Source organism: Desulfobacter hydrogenophilus, assembly GCF_004319545.1.
GTDB lineage: Bacteria > Desulfobacterota > Desulfobacteria > Desulfobacterales > Desulfobacteraceae > Desulfobacter > Desulfobacter hydrogenophilus.
In genome coordinates this window covers 1,060,534-1,076,672 of sequence record NZ_CP036313.1, presented here as the reverse complement: position 1 = coordinate 1,076,672, position 16,139 = coordinate 1,060,534, and the positions used below count along the sequence as shown (strand labels likewise).

Sequence of the window (16,139 nt, the reverse complement as noted above, 5' to 3'; positions counted from 1 at the left end):
CTTGAGCCAGTGCAGTCCCCTTGGTAAGATAATCTGTCCTTCTTAGAATCGCACCGCTCTCACATAGGCTTCTTTGCCCGCATAGCAGGCGGCATCGCCCAGTTCCTCCTCAATGCGCATGAGTTGATTATATTTTTCGACCCGTTCACCCCGGGCCGGCGCGCCGCTTTTCAAATGTCCGGTATCCAGGGCGACCGTCATATCGGCGATGAAGCTGTCCACGGTCTCCCCGCTGCGGTGGGATACAAAAGCCCCCCAACCAGCCTTCTTACACATCCGGACTGCGGCAACGGTCTCGGTGAGAGTCCCGATTTGGTTGAGCTTAATCAGGGCGGCATTGGCAACGTCCTCACGGATACCCCGGTTGATGCGCTCCACGTTGGTCACAAAAAGGTCGTCTCCCACCAGTTCGATGATTCCACCGAGGCGGGCGTTGAGTATTTTCCAGCCCTCCCAGTCGTCCTCGGCCAGTCCGTCTTCCAGGAGCACCACGGGATAGGTCTTGATAAGCTTTTCGTAGTAGTCCACCATCTCCCCGGCAGAGACCGTGCGTTTCTCGGTGCGCAGGTGATAATTGCCATCCTCGAAAAATGCGCTTGAGGCCGGATCCATTGCAATGCCCACGTCGGCGCCTGGTTTGAGGCCGGTCTTTTCGATAGCCTGCACGATAAGTTCCAAGGGTTCCTCGTTTGAGGAGACCTCCGGCGCAAATCCACCCTCGTCACCGACCCCGACCCGGTGACCCTTGTCCATCAGTACGGTGCGCAGGGCGTGGTAAATCTCACTTCCCCACTCCAGAGCCTCCCGGAAGCTGGAAGCGCCATAAGGAGCGACCATGAATTCCTGGAAGTCAGCTCCCTGCCAGCGGGCGTGGACCCCGCCATTTAAGATATTCATATTTGGCACGGGGAGGCGGACGGCATTAGGGCCGCCCAGGTAATGGTACAGCGGCAGATCAGCAGCCGTTGCCGCTGCCCGGGCCACGGTCAGTGAGACCCCCAGGATGGCGTTGGCCCCGAGTTTCGCCTTATTGGGCGTGCCGTCCAGGGCGATCATCATCCCGTCAATGCCAGCTTGCGCACGGGCATCCTGACCAATGAGCTGCGGCGCGATCGTTTCGTTTACGTGCGCCACGGCTTTTTTCACCCCCTTGCCTCCGAAACGCTTGGGGTCACCGTCGCGCAACTCGACCGCCTCATGAACGCCGGTGGATGCCCCTGACGGCACGGACGCCCTGGCTTTGACACCGCAGGCGAGGGTACATTCAACTTCCACTGTGGGGTTACCTCGAGAGTCCAGAATCTCGCGGGCCTGCAATTTGATAATTGAGTTGTCCATAATAATATCTCCTTTTGCTATTCGTCGGCCGTCCCATGACAGGGAAGGTCAAAGTCAATAATCTCCAGACGGTTCGTACCGCCGGTATACGGGGCCGAGAATCCTTGCGTGAGGAGTACCAGACCCTTTGCCAGCCCGTGCTGCTCAAGCCAGTCCCGGGCGTACGCCTCCCAGCTTGCCGGGTGCTCGGTCACCAGAACGGGATAGACGCCATAGGAAAATTGTAAATTTCGGCAGGTTGTTTCATTGCGGCTGGGAGCCACAATCCACATCGAAGACCGGAAACGACTGATACTACGCGCGGTGGCGCCGCTTTGGGTGGGAGTGACCACGGCAGTAGGCGTAAGACGTTCCACGACACTATGGACGCTCAAGGCGATGAGAGCCGCCACGCTGGCTCCTTTGCCGGCCTCGGCGGCTATGAGAGCATCCCGCACGGATTGATCGCTGCTGTGTGCCTCGGTGACCTCGGCGATGCGGGCCATGACAGCCACAGCTTCCTCCGGGCAAATCCCCATGGCCGACTCCTCGGAAAGCATCACGCAGTCCGTGCCGTCAAGGATGGCGTTGGCTACGTCTGTGACCTCGGCCCGTGTGGGGCGCTTGTTCTCCACCATGGACTCGAGCATCTGGGTGGCGGTGATGACCGGTTTCCCCAAGAGGTTCGCCTGGTGGATGAGTCTTTTCTGTACCAAGGCAATCTTTTCGATTGGAATCTCCACCCCCAGGTCGCCGCGGGCAACCATGATCCCGTCTGCCGCCTCCAGAATGGCATCAATATGATCAAGGGCCCGGGAACGTTCAATCTTAGCAATAATAAAGGGCTTGCGGCCAACGGCCGCCGCCGCTTCGCGCACGGCCTTGATGTCCTCCGGTCCTTGGACAAAGGACTGGCTGACCGCATCTACGCCTTGTTCCAGGGCGAATTTCAAACACTTGTGGTCGTGATCGGTAAACGCGCTGATGCCCAGATCAATACCGGGCAGGTTAACGCCTTTGTGGGAACGCAGCTGCCCCTCCACCACAACCTGGCAATGGATTTCCTGTCCCTCCACCTTTTTCACTTCAAGTTGGATGAAACCATCGTTGAGAAAGATGGTCTCTCCTGGTCTCACCGCCCCGGGCAGACCCGATAAGCTCACCGATACGCGATGGGCGTCACCTTCTATTTCCCTGGTCTGCAGGATGAAAGGCTGGCCTCGTTTCAACTCGACAGGCTCCCGGGCCAGGTGGCCGATGCGTATTTTGGGGCCGGGCAGGTCGGCTATGATGGTCACTAACCTCCCTACCGATGCGGCTGCGGCACGGATGTTGCCGATAATCTTCGCGTGGCTTTCGAAATCACCGTGGGCAAAGTTGAGACGCGCCACGTTCATACCGTTTGTGATCATACATTCGAGCGTCTCACGGGACTTTGAGGCTGGCCCGATGGTGCAAACAATCTTGGTTTTTTTAGCCGGTAAATCCATCTTCTCAGCCCTCCCTATAGATAGTCCGCGTACTAGGAAAAACATCAATCGGTACGTGTACGTCCAACATATCCTCCTCCTTCTTCATCATCTTGTGGCTATGGGCAAAAGGGGCTTGCTTATCCATCGGCTATCTCACTAACCGCGGCTTGGTTGGCGACGGCCGCCGCGGCCTTCTTCGCTACTTCGGGATCACCCAGATAGGTCTTGCGAAGGGGCTTGAGATCGTCGTCCAGATCATAGCTCAGGGGGATGCCGGTGGGTATATTCAGTCCCACAATTTCCTCCTCTGAAAGACTATCGAGATGTTTGATTAATGCGCGGAGGCTGTTGCCGTGCGCGACGATGAGCACGCGCTTACCACTTTTGATTTGCGGTGCAATCGTGTCCAGCCAATAGGGAATGAAACGGGCTACAGTGTCTTTGAGACTCTCCGCCAGCGGGATCTCCTCTACAGAAAGGTCCGCATAGCGTCGATCCTGGCCGGGATACCGGTCGTCACTTTCCTTAAGCGCGGGGGGCAAGGTGGCGTAGGAGCGGCGCCATATCTTCACCTGTTCTGCGCCGTACTTTTGCATCGTTGCCGCCTTGTTGAGGCCCTGCAGCGCGCCGTAGTGCCGCTCATTCAAACGCCAATGCCGCACAACGGGCACCCACATCTGGTCCAGTTCATCAAGCACATCCCACATCGTTCGAATCGCACGCTTCAGGAGAGATGTATAAACCAGGTCAAACTCATAGCCGCCCTCTTTCAAGAGCTTGCCCGCATTCCCGGCTTCCTGGATGCCTTGTTCACTTAAGTCAACATCCGCCCACCCCGTGAAACGATTCTGCAGGTTCCACTCGCTCTGACCGTGCCGTAGTAGAATTAATTTATACATAAGCTGCAAGGTCCAGCATCCGTCTCGCATAGCCAAATTCATTGTCATACCAGATCAGCACCTTGGCCACCCGGTTCATGACCACCCTTGTGGATGGGGCATCAACAATACCTGAGTGTGGATTTCCAATAATATCGGCAGATACGATTTCATCGTCATTATAATCTATGATACCTTTGAGCGCCCCCCCGGCTGCGTTTCTCAAGACAGAATTCACTGTCTCCACAGAAACGTCCTTTTTTAGATAAGCGACAATATCCGTTAAGGCCCCATCCGGGATCGGTGCTCTCACCGCTATGGCATCCATTCTCCCTTTCAGTTCGGGTATGACCAGGGCTGTTGCCTTAGCAGCCCCCGTTGTGCTTGGAATCAATGAAGCGGCGGCAGCTCGTCCCCTTCTTCTTTTACGGGCAGGACGATCCACCAGGGCCTGGCTGGCCGTATACGCATGGATGGTGGTGACCATAAGGTTTTCAATTCCAAAGGTATCATTGAGCACCTTAACCACCGGGGCCAAAGAATTGGTCGTACACGAAGCATTTGAAATAACATGATGCTTCTGGGAATCATACAATTTTTCATTGACACCCATCACGATGGTCAAATCAGCATTTTCAGAAGGTGCACTTATAATCACCTTCGATGCCCCGGACTCAAGGTGTTTAGCCGCGTCCTCCCGTTTTCTAAACAGCCCGGTGCACTCCAGTACGACATCCACCCCGAGTGCCTTCCAGGGCAGATTCACAGGGTCCTTTTCATTGAAAACAGCGACCTTCTGAGATCCCAGCTCGAGATAATCCTGGCTGGATTCTATGGGAAACGAAGCTCTCCCTTGTACAGAATCATACCGTAACAGGTAAGCAAGCTCATCGGTCGGGGTGAGATCGTTGGCCGCGACGATTTGAAGATTTTTTGGAGGATTGGATAGATAATGCCGCAACACCAGTCTTCCAATACGTCCTAATCCGTTAATAGCAACTTTCTTCATGGTTGTACCTCCTTTGGGGTTATACTTTTAAAGTTAGGTAACTGTTTTAAAACATCAATTCTGGTTAATTAAGCAACTTCACCTTAACATTCAATTAGGATAATCAGCATAAATCGTACCATTGTATTCGGAACCTATATATCCCTTAATTTTAGCAAGTTATCTTGTATCGAAAAAAGGCAAATGTAATTCCCATGGTCAGGAGTATATCGCCCCTGGCATAGGGCAGGTATTCGGTTTACAAAGAGAATGGCTCGAAAAAGACAGTCTTGACGATTTCGTAATCCGCCAGGAAGATGAGAACGGATGTGAGTAGGGAAACAAAGTTCTCTACCTTATAGAGCCTGTAAACGGATAGTCCGTAAGACAGTAACTTCCTTGTCAGACAGGAACAATTCCTGTGGCACGGGAAAAATCAGAGAGAATGGTTCCCAAAAGACAGTTTTGACGGTCTCGAAATTCACTAAGAAGATGAAAATGGACATGAACAGGGAGACAAAGTTCTCTACCTTATATCTACCATCAAGCATTCGTCTATTGTGTCGGTCATTTCCATCCAGGAATTGACCTTCCAGGGTATGGCGTTGATGTCCGCCATTTTTTACTTTTTAGGGGGAATCTACTGAGTATAATGGATCTTCTTCCAGTTCTTCTAGGCAAGCATAGACTTCATCAACAGTATTGCAATCCTCAGCTTTCTCATTAGTACAATCCATTTTTTGTTCGTTTCAGCTTAGCAGAAAATTAAAAGTTTTGGTTTAATGCGTTTTACGTTATGGTGTCTTCCAAATATTAATTAATACTTAATAGACAAAGAGGTACTGCCATGCCAATTGCAGACAAGATGGTTGGAATAGTAAAATCCGCATCCATGATTCGAAAAATGTTTGAAGAAGGCATCCGGATGAGAGAAAAGTTCGGGGCTGAGAATGTGTTTGATTTTTCTTTGGGAAATCCCGATGTGCCGCCGCCGCCGGTGGTCAAGGAAACGATCCTGGGCCTGATCAACGATGCCGCAACCTCCCACGGATATATGCCCAATGCAGGATACCCCTGGGTTCGCCAGGCTGTTGCCGATTACCTGAATGCCCAGTGCGGGGTTGGGATGACTGCAGATCTGGTGGTCATGAGTGTGGGGGCGGCCGGTGCTTTGAACGATACCTTAAAAGCTTTGGTCAATCCCGGCGAGGATATCCTGGTGCCGACACCCTATTTTGTGGGGTATAATCAGTACGCCTTTATTGCCGGAGCTAATCTTAAAACCGTCTCTACCAAGCCCGATTTTCATCTGAATATTGGGGCCATTGAAGCCGCCATTAATAAAGAGACCCGCGTCATGCTCATCAATTCCCCCAACAATCCCACGGGTGTAGTCTACACCAAACAGGAGCTGGGCAAACTGGGTCAGCTTCTGGAAAAGAAAAGCCGGGAGTTTGGTCGACGCATTTATCTGATTTCGGACGAACCCTATCGCAAGATTGCCTATGATGTGGATGTCCCCTGGATGTTCGGCGTATATGACCATACCATTGTCTTGACTTCCTATTCCAAGGAGCTCTCCCTGGCTGGCGAACGTGTGGGATATCTTGCGGTTCATCCTGGGGCTGAAGATGCGGAGCTGATTGCGTCAGCAGCCGGCGTGGCCAACACAATGATGTTTGTGAACGCTCCGGCCCTGTTTCAGCAGGTGGTGGGGAAGCTGCAGGGTGTGTGTGTGGATATTGATATCTATCGTAAGCGCAGGGATATGATCTGTGAGGGGCTTGCTGCGGCAGGGTATGAGTTTAACGTACCCGAAGGTGCATTCTACCTGTTTCCCAAAACTCCCATTGAGAATGATGTGGCATTTGCGGGCTTGCTTAAAAAAGAGAACATCCTGGCCGTGCCCGGCTCCGGATTTGGCGGCCCAGGCCACATCCGGCTTTCCTATGCTGTGCCTGAACAGGCCATTACAAATTCCATGGCCGGATTTAAACGGGCCATGGAAGAAGCTAAAAAACTAAAATAAATAGGGGATTTATTTTTTTGTTCCTAAAATATTTCGGGGGGGACAATTTGTCCCCCCCGAAATATTCAGAATCTTTTTTACAGCCTATCAATTAGTCCGATAGAGCCGCCTGGGAAATACCCTTTTTCTCTTTTTTTTCATACTCAAGTACAAAAAACAGGACTGCGCCGACAATCAGGGCCATGGTCGGTCCGGACCAGAATGCACTGCCCCAAAGTTTGGTATAGTTGGCAGACACCAGTGCTGCCGCCATAATGCCGGCAATGCCGCGCTGGACATTGGTGTTGCAAAGGGTCAGCGCAAGGTAGATACACAGATAGCCTTGAATCAGGAGGGTCAGGCCGAACCCGATCAGCTTGCCGGGCAGGATGATCTGAACCAGTGGATGAAATACCATGGCCAGGCTCATGCCCCAGAAAATGGAGGTGGCACCGCCCCAATAGGAGGGTTCCTGGTCGGGTGTTGAATGTTTGTACCGATTCACCACCAGGGCCTGCCCGCCTGTCCACTGGGGACCGCACAACGGTAGAAAGGGCAGGAAAAGGCCTTGAACACCATTTCTGATGGCTGTGATGATGTGATTGCGCCGAACTTCAAACACAATGCTTTCATCTTTGCGGGCCTCGTTGCAGTCTTCTATCATCGTCTCCAGAACCAGAATATCACCGAATGCCAGCACATAGGCGACAATGGCCAGGGAGAGCGCCGCCATCCACTGACCGGCAGACGGCATGCCCACATTCATCACGGAAAAAGATGAAAGCATCTCCCCAAACGGGGCATCAATGATAATCCTGTCAAACACTCCCGAAGGCGGGGCAATTTCACCGGTGAGTAATCCAACGCAATATCCAATGATAAATCCTGGTGCAATGCCGAAACCCGCCACCCAGGTGAACAGATTTGATCTCGCCCTGAATTTCAGAGCCCGGGATGAGAATAGAATAAAAAAGCTGGTTAAAGCGGCCACACTGAACGCCACCGGCATTTTGCCGATAAATGGCTGGCCCGGATCAAACACCCGCATCAGGGAGGCAAACCCTGCGCCCAAAAGAATCCCGGACCGCATGGATACTGGAAAATGTTTGATAATCCAACGGGTAATGCCGGTGAGGCCAAAAACCAGAAATATCAGCCCAACAAGCACCTGTAGGGCAATCAGTGCCTGGATGCGTTCCGGTCCGGGGTCAAATCCTGTTAAAAAAGAGATATATAACGGTATGCCCGCAGTAATCCAGCCGCTGATGGAAGGATCTCCAAAAGAGGTGTGCAATAGATAGAAAAAATTATTGATCACGACCATCAGCACCGCAATTTCAAGGGGGATACCCAGCACTTTGACCATGGCCGCGGTGATTCCCAACGGAATACAGCTTAATATGGCACCCTGGATAAAATCCTGGTACTCAAGCCTGTAATGAATAAAGGGGATGCGCAGCTTGAGCGGTCCACCGGCATATGGCAGTTCATGTCTCTTCTCTTGGGTGGATTTCATTTGAAAACCTCCTGATAAAACAATTTGGCGAAAGTTGTTTGTCCGGCGGCGGCAGCAATGGGTGTGCCGGCCGCACGGTCGCCCCTGGGGCCGGCAAGTGCAGCTGCCGGCCCCAGGGCTGAAGACGGATAAATACGTCTTGTTCAGGCGGGAGGATTACAATACACGGTATGCGTAGTAAACAATTTTGATTTTATCTGAAAAGTCTTTATTTCCGGGCAGGTAAGGCTTTGGATCGGAAACTAAAACCTCTTCCAGGACTTTATCGGCCTTGATGGCTTCAAGTTCTCCAGTAAATTCGTCATCAATCATATCTGTACGATGGGAAAATATAACCATGCCGCCGGGTTTGGCAATCCGGGCAAACTCGCGAACAACATCAGGCACATTTTGTACATAGGTGAGTGTACCAATGCAGATCAGATTGGCAAACTGGTTGTCGCTATAACAGAAGGGTTTTTCATGCATATTAACAATATGCACATCTTCATACACACCCTTTTCCTTGGCAACGGCGGCAAAATCAGGGCTTAAGTCAAAACCGACAACGCTTTTAAACCCGCTGGCATTCAGTGCTTCTCCGGTCAGGCCGCTGCCGCATCCGGCATCGCATACGGTGCCGTCAACCTGCATGTATTTTTTCAACAGAGCCGCAGCTTTTTCCGGTGCGTCATAATCCCAGCTTTTTACTGAGTCTTCGTAGTCTTTGCCCCACGCGTTGTAATACTTTTCAACTTCATTCTCTGCCTGGCTACCCTCTGCAAACCATTTGTCTTGACCTAATGTCGCTTCTTGTAATTCCAAAAGATTCTCCTTAATTTTAGGTTAGCGGACCGTTTTTATTTTTTTATCCGCCGTCATGTCTAATTCGAAATTAAAAAATTTCGCAAAATAACGCAATTGTAACTTTCATTTTACTATATCGTATTTTAACAGCACATAATTTACAGTCTATTCCATACAAGGTCAAGGAAAAATATATCGAATTCGATATATTTTATTTGTGTTAGAAACAATTTAGTGCTGTTACTACATGTATTGTGGCGGGTTATGGTGGCAACGCCATGGGGCACATTGAAAATTAACACACCATTATAATGGAATAATTACTTTAATATATTACTTTAATACTGATTTGTATAAGAATAAATTGTATCGGATTCGATATATTGAGTTGGATATAAATATTGGCTAAGGATTAATACCTTCCACGCGTAATTCATGGTTTATGCAGCGCCTTTGTCGGCCCATGCGCAACACGTTTAATTTCCAACAATTTCAACAAATAAATTGATTTTTATTCGATTTTTTGGCATGTTGCTGTCCGCAGAAACACTATATGAAACCATTTGAGGTTAGATATAATAATGAATACAAAACGACTGATGCTGGGAAACGAAGCTTTAGCCTATGGTTTGCTGAAAAACGGCTGCCAAATGGCCTACGCTTACCCCGGCACACCTTCTTCGGAAATATTGTCCGCAGTTGTTGCCCTGAAAAAAGAGATGGATCTGGATATTCACGCCCAGTGGGCCGTGAATGAGAAAGTGGCATTTGAAACCGCTTACGCAGGGGCCCAGGCAGGGCTCAGAACAGCGGTTGCCATGAAACAGGTTGGACTGAACGTGGCTGCCGACCCCTTGATGAGTTCCGTATACCTAGGTGTCAAAGGTGGGTTTGTGGTGATCAGTGCCGATGATCCCGGTCCCCACTCCTCCCAGACCGAACAGGATTCACGCCTGATGGCGGTCATGGCCAAGCTGCCAGTGCTGGATCCGGATTCACCGCGCCAGGCTGCCGAACTTGCCGGTATTGCTTTTGAACTGTCCGAAGCCTTTGAGATTCCCGTGATGCTGCGGCCCACCACCCGGGTGTGTCACTCCCGCCAGAGCATGGATGTGGAAAAAATTGAAATGACACAGCGTGAGGCAGCCTTTGAAAAAAATCCGGGCAGATGGGCGGCAACCCCAAAATTCCGGCTCCAGCTCCACAAGGAACTGGAGGTCAAACTTGCCAAAATCGCAGACTATGAGCCCACCCGTCCCCGGCTGGTATCCGGCACGGCCAAAGGTGGTGGGCAGGCCATTGTTCTATCAGGTGTGGCAGCGGCCAATGCCAGGGACATTATTAAAGAAAGAAATTTGGATATCCCCGTATACCAGGTCGTCCAGCCCTTTCCTTTACACAAGGAGTTCATCAAGGAAATGGATACCTACGATGAAATCCTGGTGCTGGAAGAAACCTGGGGCGTCATTGAGATGCAGCTGGCAGATAAAAACCGGGTTAAAGGCAAAAACACGGGCTTTATCTCTCCGACGGGGGAGCTATTGCCCGAAAACGTGGAAGAACGGATTTGCGCTTTTGTCGGTGTTGATTATCAGGCGCCGCAAATCACCATGCTGCCGGGGCGGCGTCCCACCCTGTGCGCAGGTTGCTCCCACCGGGCCAGCTTTTATGCCATTAAAAAAGCTGCCCCCAAGGGTATCTTCACCAGCGATATCGGATGCTATACCCTGGGCTGCAACCTCGGGGCTGTGGACACGGTCACCTGTATGGGGGCAGGCATCAGCCAGGCTGCCGGTTTCACCATTGCCTATGCTAAAAATGAGAAGCAACCGCCCGTTTTCTCCACCATTGGAGACTCCACCTTTTTCCATTCCGGTATTCCCGGATTGATTGAAACCGTCACCAAAAAAATTCCTTATGTTCTGGTGATTCTGGACAACCGGACCACGGCCATGACCGGCCACCAGCCAACACCGGCCTCGGGCCGGGACGCCTCGGGCGATGCCTGCATTGCCGTAAATATTCCTGACATTGTCAAAGGCTGCGGGGTGAATTTCATAAAAACCGCAGACCCATATGATCTGCCGGCATTTATTAACATTCTTAAAGAGGCAAAAGCGTATTGCCAGGAAAACGGACCGGCTGTGGTGATTGCCGAACATCCATGCCTGCTTGACATGGACAGGGCCGAACTCAAGGCATCCTTTAAAAAAGTAATCGTAAATAGGGATATCTGTGACGGCTGCGGATATTGCGTCAGCCAGTTTGAATGCCCGGCGCTAAGTATGGACAATGAGACTGAACAGGTCTGCATTGACCCTGGCCTTTGCACCGGATGCGCTGTCTGTTCATTTGTCTGTCCCAAGGGTGCACTTGTACTTGAAAACCAGGAGTAAATATCATGTCAAATAATCAGCAGATTATCATTTCAGGTCTGGGCGGCCAGGGCGTTCTTTTTATTACAAAATTGCTTGCAGGCGCTGCCATGGCCGACAATCTTCCCGTACTCACTTCGGAAACCCACGGCATGGCCCAGCGGGGGGGGAATGTGATTTCCTATCTTAAAATCGGTGATTTTTCAGGGCCGCTCATCCGGCCTGCCAAGGCAGATGCTTTGATTGCCCTGAAAGCCGAAAGCTTTGCCCACCATTCCTATTTTCTCAAGCCCGGCGGTCTGGCCGTGGTGAACAGCCCCGATCCTGTTGAAGATGACAGATACCGGGTTTTTTATGGAGATGCCACGGCCCTGGCTGAAGCGGCCGGCAATGTACGCAGCGAAAATGTAGCCATGCTGGGATTCTTCCTGAGCGCCATGAAAGAAGACTCCCATGTATTCAATCCGGACAGTCTTGCCCGCATGATCAAGGAGACGTTCCAGGCAAAACCTGCCGTGGCGACAAATGTATTAAGCCTGCTTGGGTCAGGCATGCAACTATATAAACAAAGGTGAATTCATGAGTTTTATCCCTTTAAATATAACCGGCGAACAGATCGCAGATATTCAGGCCCAGGGTCTGAAATGGACCGTGTCCCACGCCTATAACAACAGCCCCTATTATAAAAGAAAGCTCGAAGATGCAGGCTGCCGGCCCGAAGACATTAAAGGCCTTGATGATCTCGAGAACCTGCCCTTTACGGACAAGCACGACTTTCTTGAGGACTATCCCTTTCCCTTGCGGGCCGCGCCAATGTCCGACATTGTAAGAATTCACGGATCTTCCGGCACCACGGGAAAAAGAAAGATTTTATGCTACACAAAAGAGGACGTGGACAACTGGGCCAACATTTTTGCCCGGTGTTATGAACTGGCCGGCGTCACCAAAATGGACCGGGTTCAGATTGCCGTGGGCTATGGGCTTTGGACTGCAGGTGTCGGGTTTCAGAACGGGTGTGAGCGTTTCGGTGCCATGGCCGTCCCTTTAGGGCCTGCAAATGTGGACATGCACATTGACATGCTTTTGGATCTTGAATCTACGGTATTCTGCGCGACGGCTTCCATGGGGCTTCTTATGTCCGAAGAGATTGAAAAGCGTAAACTCATGGATAAAATTAAACTTAAAACCATTATTCTAGGCGCTGAGCGCCACAGCGCGCCCATGCGCAAACGTATCCAGGAGATCACCGGAGTTAAACATATCCATGATATCTACGGTATGACCGAACTTTACGGACCCGGCACCGGCCTTGATTGCGCAGAACACGCAGGGATACATTACTGGGCCGACTATTTTATATTTGAAGTAATTGATCCGGTGACCCTGAAACCGTTGCCCGTCGGAGAAGAAGGGGAGCTTGTGGTCACCACCCTGAAAAAGCAGGGGACGCCTTTAATCCGGTACCGAACCCATGATGTCACCCGGCTGATCCCCGGGGCCTGCGCCTGCGGCAACCCATTCCCCCGGCATGCCAGGATTTCCGGGCGTACTGATGACATGTTTATTTTCAGGGCCGTAAATATTTATCCCAGCCAGATTGATCATATCCTAGGCGGCATTGGCGGGGTGGGCAGCGAGTACCAGATTCACCTGAACCAGGATGCAGACGGCAGGGATTACATGAACATCCGGGTGGAGCGTACCAATGGAGCCGTGGCAGGAGAAGACAACGGCCTGGCCGACCAGGTCTCCGGGCAGATCCGTAAAAAGTTGATGGTCAGATCCCGGGTTGAAATTGTGGATTACGGTAACCTGCCCCGAACAGAAAAAAAGAGCAAGCGGGTGTTTGACAACCGCTCATCATAAATCTACTCCCTGCGGGGAAAGACAAAGGAGTTAAAATGAAAAAAGCCTCATTATTTTTCTGTGTTCTGGCGGCGGTAGCCCTATTTTCCGGAATCACCCCTGTAACGGTACAGGCCAAAAAAGTCAGCTTGAACTATGCCAATTTTCCCCCTGCGCCTACTTTCCCTTGTGTACAGATGGAAAGATGGAAAACTGAAATTGAAAAACGCACGGACGGTGCCGTACAGATCAACACCTTTCCCGGCGGCACGCTTTTAGGAGCCAAAGACATGATGGACGGGGTTATCAATGGTCAGGCCGACATCGGTTGTATCTGCATGGCTTACCAGCCGGGCCGTTTTACCGTGACCAATGCCACAAGTCTGCCCCTGGACATTCCCGATGCCAAAACCGGCAGTCTTGTGCTTTTGGACCTGTACAATAAATATCAGCCCAAGGCCTTTGACAAGGTTAAGGTGTTGACCATGTTTGTCACAGCCCCTGCCAATATTATGTCCAAGGCGCCGGTGGCCGAGCTTGCCGACCTCAAGGGCCTGGATCTGCGTGCATCCGGCGGTGCGGCCCAGATTCTTAAATCCTGGGGTGCCAACCAGGTGGGTATGCCCATGTCAGACACCCCCGAAGCCCTGCAAAAAGGTGTGATCAAGGGCCTTTTTTCCTCTTTGGAAGTGATGAAGGATCTCAAATTTGCTGAGATCTGCAAATATATCACCATCACCGATACTGTGATCTATCCCTTTGCCGTGATTATGAACAAGAGCGCCTGGGGCAAGCTGCCTGACGATGTAAAACAGGTCATGGACGGCATGATCGAGGAACAGGCGTCCTGGACCGGCGAATACATGGACCAGCACGTCAGTGATTCCATTGCATGGTCAAAAAAAGCACACCAGGTTGAAGTGATTAAGCTGTCACCTGAGAAAAAGGCCGAGTGGAATGCACCACTTGCTCCCATTACGGAAAACTGGATCAAAAACGCCGAAGAAAAAGGCCTGCCTGGAGGCCAGATTGTAAAAGACATTAAAGAACTTATCGTAAAACGCACCGCTAAATAGTTATACACCCATGGAAACCATTGAGAAAATAAGCGACATCCTTAACCGATGCGCCGGGATCGTTGCCGGGACCATCCTGGTGTTCATGATTCTTTTGACCATGGGCAATATTGTGCTGCGCAGGGTCTGGGTGCCTATCCGGGGCACCTATGAAATTATGGGATTTGCAGGTGCCGTGATCACGGCCCTTGCCATGGGCTTTACCCAGCAGAAAAGAGAGCACATCCATGTGGACATTCTGGTCAGTCGGTTTCCGCGAGGTGTCAGAAAGGCTGTATTTGCCGTGAACAACGGATTATGCACCCTTTTTTTTCTTTTGGCCGCCTGGTTTGTGGGCCGCCGGGGCATGACCCTTCTTGAAACAGGCGAAGTGTCTGAAACCCTGAGAATGGTTTATTATCCCTTTGCCTTTGTGGTCGCATTCGGCTGCTTTCTGCTGGCTGCCATGCTGTTTATTGATCTGCTTAAACTGTTTTTTCAAAAGGATTCCAAATGAGCCTGACCCTGGTGGGTATCCTCGGGATTACCATCCTGATGCTGCTGCTGTTCGTGTTCGGCATGCCCGTAGGTTTTGCCATGGCCCTGGTGGGTTTTGGCGGTTTTTCCTATATTCTTAACCTCAATGCCGGTGTAAGCATGGTCAGCCAGGAGTTCTGGTCGGTATTTTCCAAGTACGGGCTCACCGTGATCCCTTTGTTTGTGTTCATGGGACAGGTCGCCTTTTATTCCGGGGTCAACGAACGCCTTTACAGGGCGGCGTACAAGTGGGTCGGCCATATCCGGGGCGGCATTGCCATGGCCACCATCATGGCCTGTGCCGCCTTTGCCGCCATCTGCGGGTCCAATACCGCCACGGCGGCCACCATGACCACGGTGGCATTTCCCCAGATGTCCAATTTCAGGTATAAGCCCATGCTCTCCTGCGGGGCCATTGCCTGCGGCTCCACCCTGGGGGTTGTCATCCCCCCGTCCGTGGTGCTCATCATCATCGGCCTTTCCACGGAACAGTCCATTGCACGTCTTTTTTACGGCGGTATCGGTGCCGGTCTTCTTTTATGCCTGCTGATGCTGCTCACGGTGTATGTGGTTTGCCGTCTGAATCCCGAATGGGGTCCGGCCGGTCCAAAGTCGGGTTTTAGCGAACGCATCCGATCTCTTTCCGGTGCCATTGAGATGCTGATTCTGTTTCTTTTAATCATGACCGGGCTGTATGCCGGATACTTCACCCCGTCCGAAGCCGGCGGGGCAGGGGCCTTTTTCGCCGTGGTCATCAGCCTGGTTCAGCGGACGCTCTCCTGGGAAAATTTCAAAAAGGCCGTCATGGATACCCTGCGGGTCTCCTGCATGGTCATTATGCTCATCGCAGGGGCCATGATTCTGGGTAAATTTTTAACCATCACCCGCATCCCGTTTAACATGGCATCGTGGGTGGCGGGCTTGAACGTTCCCGACCCGATAATTTTGGCCATAATTTTTGGCATGTATGCCCTGGGCGGCGCCATCATGGATGCCCTGGCCCTTTTGCTCATCACCATCCCCATTTTTTTTCCCGTGGCCTCCCAGATGGGATGCGACCCCATCTGGTTTGCCGTGCTCATCACTGTGGTGACAACCCTTGGCGCGGTAACGCCCCCTGTGGGTGCCACGACCTATGTGGTGGCGGGCATGGCCAAGGGCAGCACCTTAAATCAGGTGTTTAAAGGGGTGACCTTTTTTCTGCCGGCCTATCTGATCTGCATTGTATTGCTGATGGTGTGCCCCTGGATTATTACCTTTCTGCCGGGACTGATGTAGTAATTTTCAATGTTGTCATATATTTATTCCGCTACTTTTTAAATTTAGTACAAAAATGCGTATGCGCTGAATATTTCATGCTTT

Annotated in this window: 13 protein-coding genes; 7 read left to right on the top strand and 6 right to left on the bottom strand. The window is 51.4% G+C overall.

The features are described from left to right. Positions 1-42: 42 nt before the first annotated feature. The 4 genes from eno to gap all read right to left on the bottom strand — a co-directional run bounded on the left by eno (position 43) and on the right by gap (position 4,676). Positions 43-1,338 carry a phosphopyruvate hydratase gene (gene eno / locus EYB58_RS04690; RefSeq protein ID WP_111958046.1) on the bottom strand — a complete coding sequence of 432 codons (1,296 nt, stop codon included), beginning with the start codon at positions 1,336-1,338 and terminating at the stop codon, positions 43-45. Positions 1,339-1,355: 17 nt separating this feature from the next. Continuing rightward, a complete protein-coding gene (gene pyk, locus EYB58_RS04685; RefSeq protein ID WP_111958048.1) occupies positions 1,356-2,807 on the bottom strand; it encodes a pyruvate kinase in 1,452 nt (483 codons plus the stop codon). 119 nt (positions 2,808-2,926) lie between these two features. After that, positions 2,927-3,688 (bottom strand): 2,3-diphosphoglycerate-dependent phosphoglycerate mutase, encoded by a 762-nt coding sequence (gpmA, locus tag EYB58_RS04680; protein ID WP_111958050.1) that lies wholly within the window; start codon positions 3,686-3,688, stop codon positions 2,927-2,929. Then, on the bottom strand, positions 3,681-4,676 hold the full coding sequence (gene gap, locus EYB58_RS04675; protein WP_111958052.1) for a type I glyceraldehyde-3-phosphate dehydrogenase: 996 nt from the start codon (positions 4,674-4,676) through the stop codon (positions 3,681-3,683). The genes gpmA and gap overlap by 8 nt, the downstream gene beginning before the upstream one ends. A gap of 826 nt (positions 4,677-5,502) precedes the next feature. On the opposite strand from gap, the gene EYB58_RS04665 reads away from it, so the two are divergent. After that, on the top strand, positions 5,503-6,684 hold the full coding sequence (locus EYB58_RS04665) for a pyridoxal phosphate-dependent aminotransferase (protein WP_111958056.1): 1,182 nt from the start codon (positions 5,503-5,505) through the stop codon (positions 6,682-6,684). Between the two features lie 91 nt (positions 6,685-6,775). Here the strand turns inward: EYB58_RS04665 and EYB58_RS04660 are convergent, their stop codons facing one another. Both EYB58_RS04660 and EYB58_RS04655 read right to left on the bottom strand, forming a co-directional pair. Further along, a complete protein-coding gene (locus EYB58_RS04660; RefSeq protein ID WP_111958058.1) occupies positions 6,776-8,179 on the bottom strand; it encodes a hypothetical protein in 1,404 nt (467 codons plus the stop codon). 156 nt (positions 8,180-8,335) lie between these two features. Then, the gene (locus tag EYB58_RS04655; RefSeq protein WP_163354349.1) at positions 8,336-8,983 is read right to left on the bottom strand and encodes a class I SAM-dependent DNA methyltransferase; all 648 of its coding nucleotides are present in this window, start codon (positions 8,981-8,983) and stop codon (positions 8,336-8,338) included. A 563-nt stretch (positions 8,984-9,546) separates the two neighbouring features. Between EYB58_RS04655 and EYB58_RS04650 the strand changes: the two genes are divergently transcribed. Genes EYB58_RS04650 through EYB58_RS04625 form a run of 6 tightly spaced genes read left to right on the top strand, consistent with a single transcriptional unit; the run spans position 9,547 to position 16,055 of the window. Further along, the gene (locus EYB58_RS04650) at positions 9,547-11,361 is read left to right on the top strand and encodes a thiamine pyrophosphate-dependent enzyme (protein WP_111958062.1); all 1,815 of its coding nucleotides are present in this window, start codon (positions 9,547-9,549) and stop codon (positions 11,359-11,361) included. A 5-nt stretch (positions 11,362-11,366) separates the two neighbouring features. Continuing rightward, entirely contained in the window at positions 11,367-11,915 is a 549-nt protein-coding gene (locus tag EYB58_RS04645; protein WP_111958064.1) for a 2-oxoacid:acceptor oxidoreductase family protein, read from the top strand. 4 nt (positions 11,916-11,919) lie between these two features. Next, a complete protein-coding gene (locus tag EYB58_RS04640; RefSeq protein ID WP_111958066.1) occupies positions 11,920-13,206 on the top strand; it encodes a phenylacetate--CoA ligase in 1,287 nt (428 codons plus the stop codon). A 35-nt stretch (positions 13,207-13,241) separates the two neighbouring features. Beyond that, the gene (locus tag EYB58_RS04635; RefSeq protein WP_111958068.1) at positions 13,242-14,261 is read left to right on the top strand and encodes a TRAP transporter substrate-binding protein; all 1,020 of its coding nucleotides are present in this window, start codon (positions 13,242-13,244) and stop codon (positions 14,259-14,261) included. Positions 14,262-14,271: 10 nt separating this feature from the next. Further along, positions 14,272-14,757: a TRAP transporter small permease gene (locus EYB58_RS04630; protein WP_111958070.1), complete on the top strand. Its 486-nt coding sequence runs from the start codon at positions 14,272-14,274 to the stop codon at positions 14,755-14,757. Further along, complete coding sequence (locus EYB58_RS04625; RefSeq protein WP_111958072.1) at positions 14,754-16,055, top strand: TRAP transporter large permease; 1,302 nt, start codon at positions 14,754-14,756, stop codon at positions 16,053-16,055. The genes EYB58_RS04630 and EYB58_RS04625 overlap by 4 nt, the downstream gene beginning before the upstream one ends. Positions 16,056-16,139 lie beyond the last annotated feature (84 nt).

Bases quoted from the DNA above. Each gene is read 5' to 3' on its own strand.
- gpmA (WP_111958050.1), bottom strand. From the start codon at position 3,688: ATGTATAAATTAATTCTACTACGGCACGGTCAGAGCGAGTGGAACCTG.
- EYB58_RS04665 (WP_111958056.1), top strand. From the start codon at position 5,503: ATGCCAATTGCAGACAAGATGGTTGGAATAGTAAAATCCGCATCCATG.
- eno (WP_111958046.1), bottom strand. From the start codon at position 1,338: ATGGACAACTCAATTATCAAATTGCAGGCCCGCGAGATTCTGGACTCT.
- EYB58_RS04650 (WP_111958062.1), top strand. From the start codon at position 9,547: ATGAATACAAAACGACTGATGCTGGGAAACGAAGCTTTAGCCTATGGT.
- EYB58_RS04640 (WP_111958066.1), top strand. From the start codon at position 11,920: ATGAGTTTTATCCCTTTAAATATAACCGGCGAACAGATCGCAGATATT.
- EYB58_RS04630 (WP_111958070.1), top strand. From the start codon at position 14,272: ATGGAAACCATTGAGAAAATAAGCGACATCCTTAACCGATGCGCCGGG.
- EYB58_RS04625 (WP_111958072.1), top strand. From the start codon at position 14,754: ATGAGCCTGACCCTGGTGGGTATCCTCGGGATTACCATCCTGATGCTG.
- pyk (WP_111958048.1), bottom strand. From the start codon at position 2,807: ATGGATTTACCGGCTAAAAAAACCAAGATTGTTTGCACCATCGGGCCA.
- EYB58_RS04660 (WP_111958058.1), bottom strand. From the start codon at position 8,179: ATGAAATCCACCCAAGAGAAGAGACATGAACTGCCATATGCCGGTGGA.
- gap (WP_111958052.1), bottom strand. From the start codon at position 4,676: ATGAAGAAAGTTGCTATTAACGGATTAGGACGTATTGGAAGACTGGTG.
- EYB58_RS04645 (WP_111958064.1), top strand. From the start codon at position 11,367: ATGTCAAATAATCAGCAGATTATCATTTCAGGTCTGGGCGGCCAGGGC.
- EYB58_RS04635 (WP_111958068.1), top strand. From the start codon at position 13,242: ATGAAAAAAGCCTCATTATTTTTCTGTGTTCTGGCGGCGGTAGCCCTA.